General features: G+C 62.3%; 12 protein-coding genes. 11 read left to right on the forward strand and 1 reads right to left on the reverse strand.

All coding sequences use genetic code 11. The annotated features are described in order from the left end of the window. From AC07VH_RS11235 to AC07VH_RS11250, 4 genes are all read left to right on the forward strand, one after another. On the forward strand, positions 1-1491 hold a 1491-nt coding region (locus AC07VH_RS11235; protein WP_494804027.1), incomplete at its 5' end, for a YDG domain-containing protein. A 156-nt stretch (positions 1492-1647) separates the two neighbouring features. Next, entirely contained in the window at positions 1648-2490 is an 843-nt protein-coding gene (locus AC07VH_RS11240) for a sulfotransferase family protein (protein WP_475413602.1), read from the forward strand. A 280-nt stretch (positions 2491-2770) separates the two neighbouring features. After that, a complete protein-coding gene (locus AC07VH_RS11245) occupies positions 2771-4222 on the forward strand; it encodes a glycoside hydrolase family 19 protein (RefSeq protein WP_494789605.1) in 1452 nt (483 codons plus the stop codon). A gap of 102 nt (positions 4223-4324) precedes the next feature. Beyond that, entirely contained in the window at positions 4325-6685 is a 2361-nt protein-coding gene (locus AC07VH_RS11250; protein WP_494789606.1) for a chitinase C-terminal domain-containing protein, read from the forward strand. A 195-nt stretch (positions 6686-6880) separates the two neighbouring features. Here the strand turns inward: AC07VH_RS11250 and AC07VH_RS11255 are convergent, their stop codons facing one another. Next, entirely contained in the window at positions 6881-8149 is a 1269-nt protein-coding gene (locus AC07VH_RS11255; protein ID WP_494804013.1) for a maltoporin, read from the reverse strand. Positions 8150-8460: 311 nt separating this feature from the next. On the opposite strand from AC07VH_RS11255, the gene AC07VH_RS11260 reads away from it, so the two are divergent. From AC07VH_RS11260 to AC07VH_RS11290, 7 genes are all read left to right on the forward strand, one after another. After that, positions 8461-9771: an ABC transporter substrate-binding protein gene (locus AC07VH_RS11260; RefSeq protein WP_475413598.1), complete on the forward strand. Its 1311-nt coding sequence runs from the start codon at positions 8461-8463 to the stop codon at positions 9769-9771. A gap of 217 nt (positions 9772-9988) precedes the next feature. Next, positions 9989-10849 (forward strand): carbohydrate ABC transporter permease, encoded by an 861-nt coding sequence (locus tag AC07VH_RS11265; protein ID WP_099664783.1) that lies wholly within the window; start codon positions 9989-9991, stop codon positions 10847-10849. A gap of 10 nt (positions 10850-10859) precedes the next feature. After that, positions 10860-11678, forward strand: a complete 819-nt coding sequence (locus tag AC07VH_RS11270; protein WP_070219870.1) for a carbohydrate ABC transporter permease — start codon at positions 10860-10862, stop codon at positions 11676-11678. A gap of 18 nt (positions 11679-11696) precedes the next feature. Further along, the gene (locus AC07VH_RS11275) at positions 11697-12746 is read left to right on the forward strand and encodes an ABC transporter ATP-binding protein (RefSeq protein ID WP_489628175.1); all 1050 of its coding nucleotides are present in this window, start codon (positions 11697-11699) and stop codon (positions 12744-12746) included. Continuing rightward, complete coding sequence (locus AC07VH_RS11280) at positions 12746-14221, forward strand: mannitol dehydrogenase family protein (protein ID WP_494787912.1); 1476 nt, start codon at positions 12746-12748, stop codon at positions 14219-14221. Before AC07VH_RS11275 ends, AC07VH_RS11280 begins: the two co-directional genes overlap by 1 nt. Before the next feature lie 15 nt (positions 14222-14236). Then, entirely contained in the window at positions 14237-15154 is a 918-nt protein-coding gene (locus AC07VH_RS11285) for a helix-turn-helix domain-containing protein (RefSeq protein ID WP_494787913.1), read from the forward strand. A gap of 55 nt (positions 15155-15209) precedes the next feature. Then, positions 15210-16136, forward strand: coding sequence for a helix-turn-helix domain-containing protein (locus tag AC07VH_RS11290; RefSeq protein ID WP_475413594.1), 927 nt, complete (start codon positions 15210-15212; stop codon positions 16134-16136). The last annotated feature ends 68 nt before the right edge of the window (positions 16137-16204 follow it).

The following is a 16204-nucleotide window of genomic DNA, read 5'->3' on the forward strand; positions in this document are numbered from 1 at the left end:
CTGGTTATTGCTGGCCAGACGGCTGTCTTCGGCGACAAGAACGCGGGCAATGCGAAAGCCGTGACGGTCAGCGGCACCACCTTGCTCGACGGTTCGGGTGCGGCCAGCAACTACACGGTGGCCAATCCGACCGGCTTGACGGCCAGCATCACGCCGAAAGCCCTGACGGTGACGGGTCAGGTGGCGGGCAACAAGGTCTATGACGGCAATGCGGTGGCGCAACTGACCGGCGGCAGCCTGGCCGGCCTGGTGGGTGATGAAACCCTGGCCATCGGCGGCCAGACGGCGGCCTTCAGCGACAAGAACGCGGGCAATGCGAAAGCCGTGACGGTCAGCGGCACGACCTTGCTCGACGGCTCGGGTTCGGCCAGCAACTACACGGTGGCCAATCCGACCGGCTTGACGGCCAGCATCACGCCGGCGTCCATCAGCGCCATTGCCGGTATCGTGGCCGCGAACAAGGTGTACGACGGTGGCACGGCCGCCAGCCTGAACCTGGCTGGCGCCACCTTCAAGGGCCTGGTGGCTGGCGACGCCTTGAGCCTGGCTGGCGGCCCCGTGCTTGGCGCGTTCAGCGACAAGAACGCGGCAACGGGCAAGACCGTGACCATCAGCGGCCTGGGCCTGGCCGGTGCCGATGCGGGCAACTATGTGCTGGCCAGCAGCCAGGCCAGCACCACGGCCGATATCACGCCAGCGGCGCTGACGGTCAGCGCCAGCGGCGTCAACAAGGTGTATGACGCCACCACGAATGCCGTCGTCTCCTTGCGCGACAACCGTATCGGCAATGATCAGCTGAGTATTGCCAGCAACGGCGCCAGCTTCAGCGACAAGAATGCGGGCGTGGGCAAGACGGTGACGGTGGCCGGCATACGCCTGAGCGGCGCGGATGCGGGCAATTATGTGGTCAACAGCACCGCCAGCACGACGGCCACGATCTCGCAGGCGGCGCTGACGGTGAAAGTCGAGAATGCCGAAAAAGACCAGGGACGCGCCAATCCCGACTTCCGCGCCAGCTACAACGGCTTGCTCGCTGGCGATACGCTGGCCACGGAATTAAGCGGCAACCTGGCCTTCAGCACGCCGGCGACGACGGCTTCCGCGGCAGGCAATTATCTGGTATCGGCATCGGGTCAGACGTCGAACAACTACGCCTTGAGCTATGTGGATGGCGTGCTGAAAGTCAATCCGACGGAGGCGCTGCAAAGCGCGGTCGCAAGCGTGATTGCTGCCGTTGCCGTGGCGCCATCGCAGGGCAATATGGTGCAGGCGGACATGATCGTCAGTGGCGAAACGGCGCCAGGCAAGCCCGCCGCCGCGCAGGAGGCGCCGCGCGAGGGCGAGCAGGGCAGCGCAGGCAGCGCGCCGGCGGTGCAGTTGGCCGGCAATGTCGTCGGCAATGTCCTGCCAGGACTGCGCCTGAGCGTGGTCGATAGCGGCTTGCGCCTGCCGGCCGAAGCTGGCGGCAACACGCGCCAGGATAGCCAGTAAAGCCAGCGGCGTCACCGCATGGTGGCGCCGGAGATGCCGCTTCGTATTTCGAAGCGGCATTTTTTTTTACCGGCGCGTCGTTGACGCGCTCGTATAATGGCTGCACCATCCTTGATTTCCGTCAGAAGAGCAGCGCTGAACAGAAAGTACAATCGCATGACATCCAACTTCATCGGCGTGGCCGGCTTGCCACGCGCCGGTTCTACCTTGCTGTGCCAACTGCTGGCGCAGCATCCCGACTTGCATTGCGAAGGCAATAGTTCGCCCCTGTGCAACGCTTTGCTGGGCATGCGGCGCATGGTCAGCGACGACGCTTTTTTCCTGTCGCAGCTCGACAGCTCCTTCGATGCCAGCTATGACCATCTGAAAACGGCCATGCAGGGCTTCCTGCGCGGCTGGTACCGGGATTGCGGCAAGCAGGGCGTGGTGGACAAGAACCGCGCCTGGCTGCATTGCGTGGAAATGCTGCTGCAGCTGGCGCCGGAAGCGAAAATCATCGTCTGCGTGCGCGAACTGGGCCAGGTCTACGGCTCCATCGAAGCGCAGCACCAGCGCACCATCCTGCTCGATTTCGTCGACCATCTGGCCGATTTCGACCGCCTGGGCCGTGCCGACATGCTGTTTGCCAAGGACCGCACCATCGGTGCTCCCCTGAGTTCCCTGCATGCCGTGCTGGACTTGCCTGCCGAAGTGCAGCAGAAGCTGTATTTCGTGCGTTTCGAAGACTTGATGGCGCGGCCGGTGGAATGCATGTCGCACCTGTACAGCTGGCTGGGCCTGGCACCGTTCCAGATCGACCCGCACGATCTGGCCGTGGGCATCCAGGAAAGCGACAGCCATTACCGCATGAAGTACACGCACCGCCAGCAGGCGACGATCAGCGCGCCCAGGCCGCATGCGATACCGCCGCGCATCCAGGCGCAAATCGAAGATGCGTATGGCTGGTTTTATGACCTGTATTATCCGCAACACCAACGCGCGGCAACGCCATCGGCCTGAAAACACCTGCGGCAGTGCTGATACCACTTGCCGCGCCGATGCTGGCGCGGTATTGCCGGAGCCGGCCGCATATCTTTCCCTTTCATTCTTTGCCAACGGTGCCTTGGGCACCGGCGCTGATGCAACTGGTATTGTAAAAAACACCGTTGTATAAAACCACTTGACTACCAATTTTCGGCGACGCATTCTTGATGCAGAAAGCCGACGCTTCGCTGTGCTTTCTTTACGTACAACATAAAAAGCTACTTCGATAGTTTTCGTATAACGTTCAGGAGACATTGTGAAGACACGGCAAATTAGCCGGCTGGCCTCGCCTTTGATGGCTGGCCTGCTGGGCAGCGCGCTGCTCGCTTGCGGCGGCAATTCCACCACCGAACCCCCCTCGACCCTGCTGGCCGCCACGGCCGCCAGCGATCAGTGCGCTGCCTGGAGCGCAGCCGCCGTCTACACGGCGGGCCAATGCGCCGTCTACGACGGCAAGGTGTACCGGGCCAAGTGGTGGGTGCAAGGCACGGCGCCGAACAACGACCAGTGGGGACCGTGGAGTCTCGATACCAGCACCCCGACACCGACGCCCACTCCGACGCCAACGCCCACTCCGACGCCAACGCCAACGCCAACTCCGACTCCCACGCCAGGCGTGCCTACCAAGGCCCAGGCCGAGGCGAACGAGGCGGCGCTGACGAACAACGATTTCTTCCGCAAGGTCAAGGCGTCGATCCGCACCCTGGGAAATGCCGCCGTCGAGGCCGTCCAGCCTGGACTGGCCGGCAATCCGCTCAACGTCAAGCGGGTCGAACGCCTGCTGCCGGCGGCGAAGTGGGATTACTATTTTGCCGCGCGCGACGCCAGCTACACCTACCAGCGCTTCCTGCAAGCCGTGGCCAAGTTCCCCGCCGTGTGCGACGACTACAGCGACGGGCGCAACGCGGACGCCGTCTGCCGCCATAGTCTGGCCACCATGTTCGCCCATTTCGGGCAAGAAACGGGCGACCATAACGCCAGCAGCCCGCTGCCGCAATGGCGTCAGGGCTTGAAATATTTGCGCGAACTGGGCTGCGATGAAACGGGTGCCGGCTGCGGCTACAACATCGAGTGCGCCGATCCCGTCTTCAACAAGGTATGGACGTGCGGTAAGAATGCCGACGGCAGCTTCAAGAAATACTTTGGCCGCGGCGCCAAGCAGCTGTCCTACAACTACAACTATGGTCCATTTTCGCAAGCCATGCATGATGGTGACCAATCCGTGCTGCTGAAAAATCCAGACCTCGTCGCCTCGACCTGGCTGAACCTGGCGTCGGCCACGTTCTTCTTTGTCTATCCGCAACCGCCGAAACCGTCGATGCTGCATGTGCTCGACGGCACTTGGGTGCCGAACGCGGCCGATACGACGGCCGGCGCGGGCAATAATTTCGCCACCACCATCATGATCATCAACGCCGAATGCGGGCAGGGCACGGAAAAGCAGGCCGCGCAAAACCGTATCGATTACTACAAGCAATTTGCCGCCGACATGGGCTGGGATTATTCCGGCGAACAATTGTCTTGCGCCAACATGCAACGCTTCACCCCGGCCAGTTCCGCTGCCTACAACATCTACTGGGAAAAGAACTGGAGCGCCGGTGGCGAGAACCAATGCCAGCTGGTCAGTTACCAAACCCCGTACAGCGCCTTGCTGGCCGGGAACTACGTGAAATGCGTGGAAGCCAACTGGAATGTGAAGTTGCAGTAGCAGTCAATGCAAGACAGCCGGCCAGGGATAACAGTTGACAAGAGCCCCTTCAGGGGCCTGCAACAGCTCTCGATGTACAACCATAACGGAGACCAATACCACATGAAATCGAATGCATTATTGATGGCCCTGCTCAGCGGCGTGCTCGTCGCTTGCGGCGGGGGCCAGGACGGCACGACCGCCACCCCGAACACCTTGCTTGCCGCCGTGGAGGCGTGCGCCGTCTGGGATGCCGCCACCGTCTACACGGGCGGCCAGTGCGTGACGTACCAGGGCGTCACCTACAAGGCCAAATGGTGGACGCAAGGCAATGTTCCCAGCGCCGCCGACCAGTGGGGCCCATGGGCCGTGACGGATACGCCGACGCCAACACCGACACCGACACCAACGCCAACACCAACGCCGACGCCGACGCCGACACCGACGCCGACACCGACGCCGACGCCGACGCCGACACCAACGCCAACGCCGACACCGACACCGACACCCACGGCTTGCCGTCCGGACGGCCTGATTTCGGCCGTGCCGAATGTGCCGTATTGCAAGGTGTACGACGCGAATGGCCGCGAAGTGCTGAGCAATGGCTTGAACCGGCGCATCGTCGGCTACTTTGCCAGCTGGCGCACGGGCGTCGATGGCAGCCCAACGTATCTGGTGAATAACCTGCCGTGGGACAAGATCACCCACTTGAACTATGCGTTCGCCACCGTCGATCCGGCCACGTCGAAAATTGCCATCGGCAGCGGCGCCGCCAATCCGGACACGGGCCTGACGTGGCCAAACGTACCGGCGGCAGCCATGGACCCGTCCCTGCCGTACAAGGGCCATTTCAACTTGCTGGCGCAATACAAGAAGAAGTATCCGGGCGTGAAACTGATGATTTCCGTGGGCGGCTGGGCCGGCAGCGGCGGCTTCTACACCGCCACGACGAACGCGGACGGCAGCATCAACACGGCCGGCATCAACACCCTGGCCGACTCGATGGTGGCCTTCGTGCGCCAGTACAACTTCTTCGATGGCGTCGATGTCGATTACGAACATCCGACCACCAACAATGAAGCGGGCAATCCGAACGACTTCGCCGTGTCGAAACCGCGCCTGGCGGGCCTGATGACGAGCTACAACGTGCTGCTGAAGGTGCTGCGCCAGAAGCTCGACGAAGCGGCCGTGCAGGACAATAAATACTATCTGCTGACCATCGCCGGCTCCGCTTCGGGCTGGGTCTTGCGGGGCGAGGAAAACATGTCGGGATTGAAATATCTCGATTACGCCAGCCTGATGAGCTACGACTTGCACGGCGCATGGAACCAGTATGTGGGACCGAACGCGGCGCTGTTTGACGACGGCAACGATGGCGAATTGCGCGCCGGCAATGCCTATCAGTTCCAGAACATCGGCTACCTGAACACGGACTGGGCTTACCGCTACTACCGGGGCGCCATGCAGGCGGGCCGCATCAATATCGGCGTGCCGTTCTACACGCGGGGCTGGAAGGATGTGGCGGGCGGCACCAACGGCTTGTGGGGCACGACGCCGCTGATCAGTTCCACCGTCACCTGCGCCGGCACCAAGACGTGCGGCACGGGCGCCACCGGCATCGACAACGTGTGGTTCGACCTCGATACACAAGGCAAGCCGACGCCGGGCGGCGGCAACCCCATCTGGCACGCGCTGAACTTGCAGAACGGTATCGTGCCGAGCTACCTGGACGCGTATAAAGTCACGGACAAGGCGCTGGTAGGCACCTATGTGCCGTACTACAGCAGTACCATGGTGGCGCCGTGGCTGTGGAATGCGACTAAAAAAGTATTCATTTCCACGGAAACCACGCAGTCGATCGCGGCCAAGGCCCAGTACATCGTCAATAACAATATCGGCGGCGTGATGATCTGGGAAATGGCGGGCGACTATGCCTGGGATGCCACGCGCAACGGCGGCAAGGGCGAGTATTTCATGGGCACCACCCTGACGGACGTGCTGTACCAGGCCTTCCGCACGGCTGGCGTGTACGGCAACAAGCGCGCCGAAATCGCCATGCCGGGCACGGCGGCCAACGTCAGCATCACCCTGGGCGGCTGGAAGCTGGGCGACAACAACTTCCCCATCAACCCGGTGATGACGGTGAAGAACAACACCACGTCGACCCTGCCGGGCGGCACCGTGGTGGAGTTCGACTATCCCGTCTCGGCGCCATCGGACATGAGCGACCAGTCCGGCTTCGGCTTGACGGTGATCAATGCCGGCTACACGGGGCCGAACAATATCGGCGGCTTCACGAAGAACTACAACCGGGCCCGCTTCGCGATTCCCGCCTGGCAATCGCTGGCGCCGGGCGGCTCCGTGGCGCTGACCCTGAACTACCGCCTGCCGATCTCGGGACCGGCCAACTACACGGTCACCGTGGGCGGCACCAAGTACGCCTTGACGCAGGAGTATCCGGAACTGCCGGTGGCCTTGCCGTAAGTTGAATCCGGCAGGGTAAACAGAAAAGGGCGGAACCGAGGTTCCGCCCTTTTTTCTTGGCTTTCTTTTGAAATAAAACGCCGGACAAAACCGTAGCGAGCGGCAGTGATGTGTGGCTAAGAAGCGCAACCGTGCTAGAGCACGGTGAGCATCGCAGGCCGCACAGCGCGCCGCGCAGTAGGTTTTGCTCGGTGTTTAGAACCAGGTTTCTACCTGGAAGCCATACGAGGTGCCGCTGGTATTGTTGTTGTAGATCGGGCCGCCGTTGTTCGACGCATTGACCGAGGCGGTGGCCGCATCGTTCCATTTGCCGTAGGTCACGAAAGCGCGCAGCTCGGGACGCGACCACAGGCCAGGACCGGCCGAGATCGTCGGGGCGATGGTCAGCTTGGTCAGGCGCTTGGCCGGCAGGCCGCCCGCTTGCGTCACGCGGTCCGTGCCCAGTTCGCCCACCAGCTTGAAGTTGTTGGTGAATGCGTACACGGGACGTACGCCGACCGAGGTCCAGGTCGAGGAACCGGTGGCGTTCGACTCGTCTTTTTGCCACAGGGCGACGAATTCCATGCCGAAGTTGGCCATCGGCTGGATCGCCATGTCATTGAAGATGCGCGTGCGTTTCACGTCCGAACCGAAATTGGTGTCGCCCGAAGCGCCGAACTGCGCGCCCTTGCCCGTGCCAGGGCCGACGCCGTACTGCACGCCGAAGGTATTGCCGCCGCCGAAGACTTTCGCCTGGCGGTGGAAGGCCGACAGCTGCCAGCCATTGTGCTTCTGGCCGAAAGCGTCGTTGTCCTTGCCTTCGCCGATGATGTAGGTCGCGGCCAGGTCCAGCGTGCCGTTTTCATTGACGGGAATCTCGCCGTAGATGAAGTTCTGGCGCACGGCGGACTTGGTGCTGACGACGCCGGTCGGCGACACGGTGTTGATGTCGTTGTCCTTGAAGAAGGCGTACGAGAATTTGCCGGGGCCGGCAGGAATGCGGTCCAGGCCGGCGCCCGTGCCGTTCATATTGATGTATTGCAAGTCCAGCATGTGGATGTCGGGACGGTAGTAGAAGCGTTTGCCGATCCAGGCCGTGCCGCCGTTCAGGAAATCGAGTCCCTGCGCTTCGACATAGGCCTTGACGATGCCCAGCTTGTTGTCGCCGAAATCGGAGTTGGGCGCGTAGGCGTTGACCCAGATGGTGGCCAGGTAGTTCACGCCGCCGGACTGGGCGACGGACTTGGTGTAGCCGAATTCCGTGTAGGCGTCGCACTCATTGCCCAGACGATATTTCATGGTGTTGCCGCCCAGACCGAAGCAGCCTTGCGAACCGCCGTCGCCCGAAGTATTGCTGCCGGCGCCGGCGCGCAGGTAGCCGTGGAAGCCTTCGGAGTCGGATGGATACATGGGGTCGGCCATGGCGGAAGCGCTGGCGATGGCCAGGAGCAGGGCAGGTAAAGTTTTCAATGCAGTGCGATTCATGCGGTCTCCAGAAGAATGTTGGTGGTAGCGGTGGCGCCCCGGAAGGCCGGTCACCGCACACGGTCTAATGCCGAAAACCAAGTCTAGCAGCGCTTTTTTAACCAGCCTGATACAAATCGAACAAGTACCGATACTTTCTTTCAAAGTGTTGTTTTTACTCGATATCGATACTCTGGCGCATAGAGGGGTTGCAAAAGAGTATCGAATTGCGGTTTTGGAGTATCAGAAAGTATCAAAGTCCGGTGCTACATTGTGGTCGTGGTGCTAAGTACCTGAGCATTGCCAACGACAAAAAACACTGGAGACACACAATGAAACGTTCCGCCATTGCCGCGCTGTGCGCCGGCGCGCTCTGCCTCAGCTCGTCCGCTTTTGCCGCAACCGACCTGGTCATCGCCACCGTCAACAACGGCCACATGATCGAAATGCAAAAGCTCGGCAAATTCTTCGAGCAAGCCAATCCCGACATCAAGCTCAAGTGGGTGACCCTGGAAGAGGGCGTCTTGCGCCAGCGCATGACCACCGATATCGCCACCAAGGGCGGCCAGTTCGACGTGATGACCATCGGCCTGTATGAAACGCCCATCTGGGGCAAGAAAAACTGGCTGATCCCCATCAAGCCGGACGCCAGATACGATATCGACGATCTGCTGCCCGCCATCCGCGAGGGACTGTCCGGCGACGGCAAGCTGTACGCCTCGCCGTTCTATGGCGAAAGCTCGATGATCATGTACCGCAGCGACCTGGTCAAAAAGGCGGGCGTGACGATCGAAGACCGCCCCAGCTGGAACCAGCTGCGCGACGTGGCGGCCAAGCTGCACGATCCGGCCAACGGCGTGTACGGCATCTGCCTGCGCGGCAAGCCGGGCTGGGGCGACAACATGGCCCTGATCACCACCATGGCCAATTCCTACGGCGGCCAGCTGTTCGACATGCAATGGAAGCCGCAATTTACCAGCAAGCCGTGGAAGGATGCGGTCACCATGTATGTCGACCTGATGAAGAAATACGGCCCGCCGGGCGCGGCCGCCAACAGCTTCAATGAAAACCTGGCGCTGTTCAACCAGGGCAAGTGCGGCATCTGGATCGACGCGACGATCGCCGCCTCCTTCATCACGGACCCCAAGCAAAGCAAGGTGGCCGACAAGGTAGCGTTCGCCCAGTCGCCCATCGGCGTGACGGAGCGGGGCGCCAACTGGTTGTGGATCTGGTCGCTGGCGATTCCATCGAGCTCGAAGCGCCCGAACGAGGCGCAGCGCTTCATCAACTGGGCCACCTCGCCCGATTACGTGAAACTGGTTGCCAAGGAAACCAGCTGGGCCAACGTGCCGACGGGCACGCGCAAGTCGACGTATGCGAGCCCCGAGTTCCAGAAAGTGGCGAAATTCGCCGCCGCCGAAGGCAAGGCCCTGGCCACCACGCGCGCCGTGCAAAGCACCTTGCCGCCATCGCCATATGTTGGCGTGCAATTCGCCTCGATTCCCGAATTCCAGGTGATCGGCGTGGCGGCAGGCCAGCAGATGGCGGCAGCGCTGCTGGGCAAGGTGACGGTGGAGCAGGCGCTGGAGTTGTCGCAGCAGACGGCGGAACGAGAAATGCGCAAGGGCGGCTACTACAAGTAAGAGGATAGCCTGACCAAACCTACTGCGCGTCGCGCTTTGCGGCCGGCGATGCTCACCGTACTCCAGTACGGTTGCGCTTCTCGGCCACAAATCACTGCCGCTCGCTACGGTTTTGTCAGGCATCTTTGTTGTGCCGTTTGGTTTGTAAAACAGGTGACATGACTGGCCTTGCTGTTGCAGAGATCAATCACTCACCTCACGTCTCAAGAGAACCCCTATGAAACGCATTATCCCCCGGACTTTGCTGACGCCGGCCGTGGTCGCCGTCTCCGTCATTTCCGTGATTCCGTTATTGATCACGCTGTATTACGCGTTCGTGCGTTATTCCATGCTCGATCCGAGCGGCCATCCTTTCCATGGTCTGGCCAATTTCCACTTTTTCTTTACCGATGCCTCGTTCCTGCCGGCCTTGCAGAACACGTTTACCTTGCTGTTTTCCGTCATGCTGATCACGGTGGTGCTGGGCACGGCGCTGGGCTTGCTGATCAATGAAGCGTTCCCGGGGCGCGCCGTCGTGCGCGTGCTGCTGATCTCGCCGTTCCTCGTCATGCCGGCCGTGAATGCCCTGATGTGGAAGAACATGTTGCTCAATCCGATCTACGGACTGTTTGCGCAGATCAGCCTCTTCTTTGGCGCCACGCCCGTCGACTGGCTGTCGGCCCATCCCCTGTTTTCCATCATCATGATGGTCTCCTGGCAATGGCTGCCGTTTGCCTGTCTGATCTTCATGACGGCCCTGCAATCGATGGACCGCGAACAGCTGGAAGCGGCGCGCATGGATGGCGCTACCTATCTGCAGCAGCTGCGCTACCTCTACATTCCCCACCTGGGCCGCGCCGTCTCGGTGGTGCTGATGATCGAGATGATCTTCCTGCTGTCGATTTTTGCGGAAATCTTTACCACCACGGGCGGCGGACCCGGCTTCGACACGACCACCATCACCTTCATGATCTATCAGCAGGCACTGCTGTCCTATGACGTGGGAGCGGCCTCGGCCGGCGCCCTGTTCGCCGTGCTCATCGCCAACATCGCCGCCTTCTTCCTGATGCGCGTCATCGGCAAGAATCTGTCGAAATAAGGAGACCTTGATGCATAGCAAACTCAATCTGTATGGCCGCACGGCCGCCGCCTGGCTGTGCGCGCTGCTGCTGTTCTTCCCCATCTTCTGGCTGGGCCTGATGGCCTTCAAGACGGAAGGGCAAGCCATTTCCACGCCGCCGCTGCTGTTCTTCACGCCCACCCTGGACAGCTTCCGAGAAGTGCTGGCGCGCGACAATTACTTCGGCTACGCGTGGAACTCGCTGTTTACCAGCGTGGTGTCGACGGCCATTGGCCTCTTGATCGCCATCCCGGCAGCGTATTCGATGGCCTTCTTTCCCACGGGCGGCACCATCGGTTTGCTGAAGTTCATGCTCAGCTCGCGCTACATGCCCGGCGTGGGCGCTTTGATGCCCATCTATATCTGCTACCAGTACTTCGGCCTGCTCGACACGCGCATCGGCCTGACCATCATGTTCATGCTGATGAACCTGCCCATCATGATCTGGCTGCTGTACACGAGCATGAAGGAGCTGCCGCGCGAAATCCTCGAGGCCTCGCGCATGGATGGCGCCACCGTGTGGGACGAGTTCCGCCACGTCGTGCTGCCCCTCTCCGTGGGCGGCATCGCTTCCACAGCGCTGGTCTGCATGGTGTGGTCGTGGAATGAATCGTTCTGGTCGCTGAACCTGGGCGCCTCGAACGCGGGCACCCTGGCCTGGCTCATCGCCTCGTATTCCAGTCCGGAAGGACTCTTCTGGGCCAAATTGTCGGCCGCTTCCCTGATGGCCATCGCGCCCATCATGGCGCTGGGCTGGTTCTGCCAGAAGCAGTTAGTACAAGGCATGACTTTCGGCGCTGTTAAGTAAACACTATTGGATGACATCATGGCTTACCTTCAACTGAGCAATATCGAGAAATTCTTTGGCGAACATCGCGCCATCAAGGGCATCGACCTGGACATTCAACAGGGCGAATTCGTCGTCTTCGTGGGGCCGTCGGGTTGCGGAAAATCAACCCTGCTGCGCCTGATCGCCGGCCTGGAACCGATCGACGGCGGCAAGCTGTCGCTCGACGGGCGCGACATCACGAACCTGCCGTCGTCCAAGCGCGACCTGGCGATGGTGTTCCAGTCGTATGCGCTGTACCCGCACATGACAGTGTTCCAGAACATGTCGTTCGCCTTGAAGCTGGCCGGCGTCGATCCGGCCGTCATCCGCGAAAAGGTCGACAAGGCGGCCGCCATCCTCGACCTTGGGCGTTACCTGGAGCGCACGCCCAAGGAATTGTCGGGCGGTCAGCGCCAGCGCGTGGCCATCGGCCGCGCCATCGTGCGCGACCCGAAGGTGTTTTTGTTCGATGAACCGCTGTCGAACCTGGACGCGGCCCTGCGCGTGCAGACGCGCATCGAGATCGCCAAGCTGCACCGCGAGCTGGGCGCCACCACCATCTATGTGACGCACGACCAGGTCGAGGCGATGACCCTGGCCGACCGCGTGGTGGTGCTGCGCGACGGCCAGATCGAGCAGCATGGCTCGCCATTGGAATTGTATGACCGCCCGGCGAACCGCTTCGTTGCGCAATTCATCGGCACGCCCAGCATGAACGTGGTGCCGGCCGACGCTGCGCCGCAGCTGCTGGCGCAGGCGGGCAGCGCGGCGCAGGCGGACGGCTTTGTCGGCATCCGCCCCGAGCACGTGCACCTGGGCGCGGCGCAGCCGGGCAGCGTGCCCGTCACCGTCGACCTGGTGGAATCGCTGGGCGTGGAAACCCTGACCTATGTGCGCCTGCCGAACAATGTGCAGGTGGTGTCGCGCGGCGCGGAGCGCAGCAGCCTGCAGCCGGGCCAGCAGACGCACCTGACGTTCGAGCCGGGCTTCGTCCATTATTTCGACCGCGCCGGCAAGACCTATGCGGCGGCGAAAGGAGCGCTGTAATGGATGCCATCGCATTGAAGCAATCGAACCTGGCCAAGCTGCCGGCGGACGTGGCCTTGCCCGCGTATGCGCGCGGCGCGCTCGTGCCCGGCATCGTGCATATCGGCGTGGGCGGCTTCTTCCGCGCCCACCAGGCCGTGTACCTCGACGATTTGCTGGCCTTGCCCGGCAACGCAGAATGGGGATACTGCGGCGTGGGCTTGCTCGCGCATGACGCGGCCATGCGCGACGCCATGCGGGCGCAGGACGGTTTATATACGGTGGTCGAGCGCAGCGCGGCCGGCGACTCGGCGCGCATCATCGGCTGCATCGGCGACTACCTGTATGCGCCCGACGAGCCGCAGGCCGTGCTGGAAAAGCTGGCCGATTCCGGCACGCGCATCGTCGCGCTGACCATCACGGAGGGCGGCTACTATGTGAACCAGGGTACGGGCGAGTTTGATGCGGATCATGCCGATATTGCGTACGAACTGGCGCATCCCGAGTCGCCGCGCTGCTCGTTCGGCTACCTGGCCGCCGCGCTGGCCGTGCGCCGCCAGAAGGGACTGGCGCCGTTTACCATCATGTCCTGCGATAACCTGCAAAACAATGGCGACGTGACGCGCAAGATGCTGCTGGCCTTTGTCGCGCTGCGTGACGCAGAACTGGCGCGCTGGCTGGCCACGCATGGCAGCTTCCCCAACAGCATGGTCGACCGCATCACGCCGGCCACCACGGACGAACACCGGGCGCTGGTGCGCGACAGCTTCGGCATCGTCGACGCCTGGCCCGTCGTGTGCGAGCCGTTCCGCCAGTGGGTCATCGAGGACGAGTTCCCGCAGGGCCGCCCGGCCTGGGAAAAGGTGGGCGCGCAGATGACGCACGACGTGCTGCCGTATGAAAAGATGAAGCTGCGCTTGTTGAATGCCAGCCACCAGGCCCTGTGCTACATCGGCATGCAGCTCGGTTACACGTTTGCGCACGAAGCGATGGAGGATGCCGGCATCCGCGCGCTCGTGCGGCGCATGATGGACGACGAGGTCACGCCCCTGCTCGATAGCGTGGAAGGCATCGATCTGGCGCAATACAAGGACACTCTGATCGAGCGCTTTTCGAATCCGGCCGTGCGCGACCAGCTGGCGCGCATCGGCACGGAGGGTTCGGCGCGCATCCCGAAATTCGTGCTGCCGTCCGTGCGCGAAGCGCTTGCGCAAGGCGGCGCCATCAAGCTGCTGGCGTTTACCGTGGCGTGCTGGTTCCGCTACCTGGAAGGCCACGACGAAGCGGGACGCGAGATGCCCCTGAACGACCCGTACGCGGCGCGCCTGCGCGCGCTGGCGCTGCAGGGCGGGGCGGACGCCTCGGCGCTGCTGTCACTGCGCGAACTGTTCGGTGACCTCTGCGACACACAAGCGTTCACGCAGGCGGTGGGGCAGTCGCTGGCCAGCCTGTATGGGCTGGGCGCGCGCGCGGCGCTGGAACAGATCGTCGCCTGACGGGGAGGGCGCGCCATGCCACGCAAGGCCGGATATCCGCAGGTGGAGCAGGAACTGGAACAGCAGCGCGACGCCACGCCCGGCTTCGAGCCGAAAGGCAGTTTCGGCTTCATCCGCTACCTGGAGCACGGCTTTCCGAATGCGCTGGTGCGCTGGCATTACCACGACGAGTACGAACTGCACCTGATCGTCGAGAGCAGCGGCAAGGTCTTTGTCGGCGACTATATCGGCCAGTTCGCGCCCGGCCACCTGGTGCTGACGGGGCCGCGCGTGCCGCACAACTGGGTCTCGCTCGACACGCCGGCCGAGGGCGTGGCCCTGCGCGACATGGTGATCCAGTTCGGCCATGCGCCGCTGGCGTCGATGGCGGCCGCCATTCCAGAATTGAAGGATATTTTTCCGCTGCTGCAGCGCGCCCTGCATGGCGTGGAATTCTTTGGCGTCAGCGAGCAGTCGCTGCGGCGCTTCCGGCGCATCCGCGACAGCAGCGGTCTGCCGCGCTTCATCGAATTTCTCACCTTGCTGGGCGAGCTGGCGCAGACCAGCGATTACCAGCTGCTGTCGACGGTGGCCATGCAGTCGAGCGACGATGACGTGGCGCTGGCGCGCATCAGCTCCGCCATCAACTTCATCGTGCACAATTACAGCAGCCAGTTCTCGCTGAAACAGCTGGCCGAGCAGGTGGACATGCCGGAGCGGACGTTTTCCCGCTTCTTTCGCAGCGCCACGGGCAACAGCTTCACGGATTTCGTCAACCGCCTGCGCATCAACAAGGCGTGTCAGCTGCTGATGGAGACGGAGCGCTATGTCAGCAACATCTGCTACGAGGCGGGTTTTAACAATGTGGCCAATTTCAACCGGCGCTTCCTGGAATTGAAGGGCATGACGCCGAAGGAGTTTCGCCAGCAGGCGCTGGGCCGTTTTGGCGAGTGAAGCTTTTTGAGGTACATTCGATGGCACGGGCGGGGACAGCCTGGGAGAGACGAGCATGGAACACCTATGGCACAAGGACAGCGAGCGCAAGGCGCCCGAGCTGGAACGCGAAAGCTACGACGGCATCATCAATTACCTGGAACATGGCTATCCCAGCTCGCGCGTGCGCTGGCACTGCCATGAAGAGTATGAGCTGCACCTGATCGTCGCCACCAGCGGGCGCCTGTTCGTGGGCGACTATATCGGCGAATTCTCGCCCGGCCACCTGGTGCTGACGGGCCCGCGCCTGCCGCACAACTGGATATCGAACGTGATGCCGGACGGCGGCGTGGCCCTGCGCGACATGATCGTGCAGTTCGCCCATGCGCCGCTGGCGGGCGCCGCGCGCGTGATTCCCGAATTGCGCGAGCTGCTGCCCCTGCTCGAGCGCTCCAGCTATGGCGTGGAGTTTTTCGACATGGGCCATGAGGCCGAACAGCACCTGGCGCGCATCCGCGCCACGCATGGGGCCGAGCGCTTCGCAGAATTCGTGCAATTGATGAGCAAGCTGGCGCGCACGGCCAACTACCGTCTGCTGTCGAGCGCTTCGCTGCGTTCCTACGATGATGACGCCACCCTGGCCAAGGTCAATTCCGTCCTCAACTACATTACGGAGAATTACCGCGAGCCGATTTCGGCGGAAATGCTGGCCGAGCAGGTGGGCATGTCGCTGAGTAAATTCTCGCGCTTCTTCCGCAAGGCGACGGGCAACAGCTTTACCGATTTCGTCAGCCGGCTGCGCATCAACAAGGCGTGCCAGCTGCTGATGGACACCGACCAATACGTGTCGAACGTCTGCTATGACGTGGGTTTCCAGAACGTGGCCAACTTCAACCGCCGCTTTTTGCAGGTGAAGGGCGTCACGCCGAAGGAATTCCGGCGCCAGGCCGATGGCCGCTTCGGCGGCATCGGCGGGCCTGTTGCGGATACGCCACTGGCGTGACGGCTGTCATGGGCTTGTCACTTTGCCCAGTTACTCTCCACGGCTTCAACCCATCTTAGCCGAGGAAT

It is taken from the genome of Janthinobacterium sp. GW821-FHT03C10 (assembly GCF_059420865.1).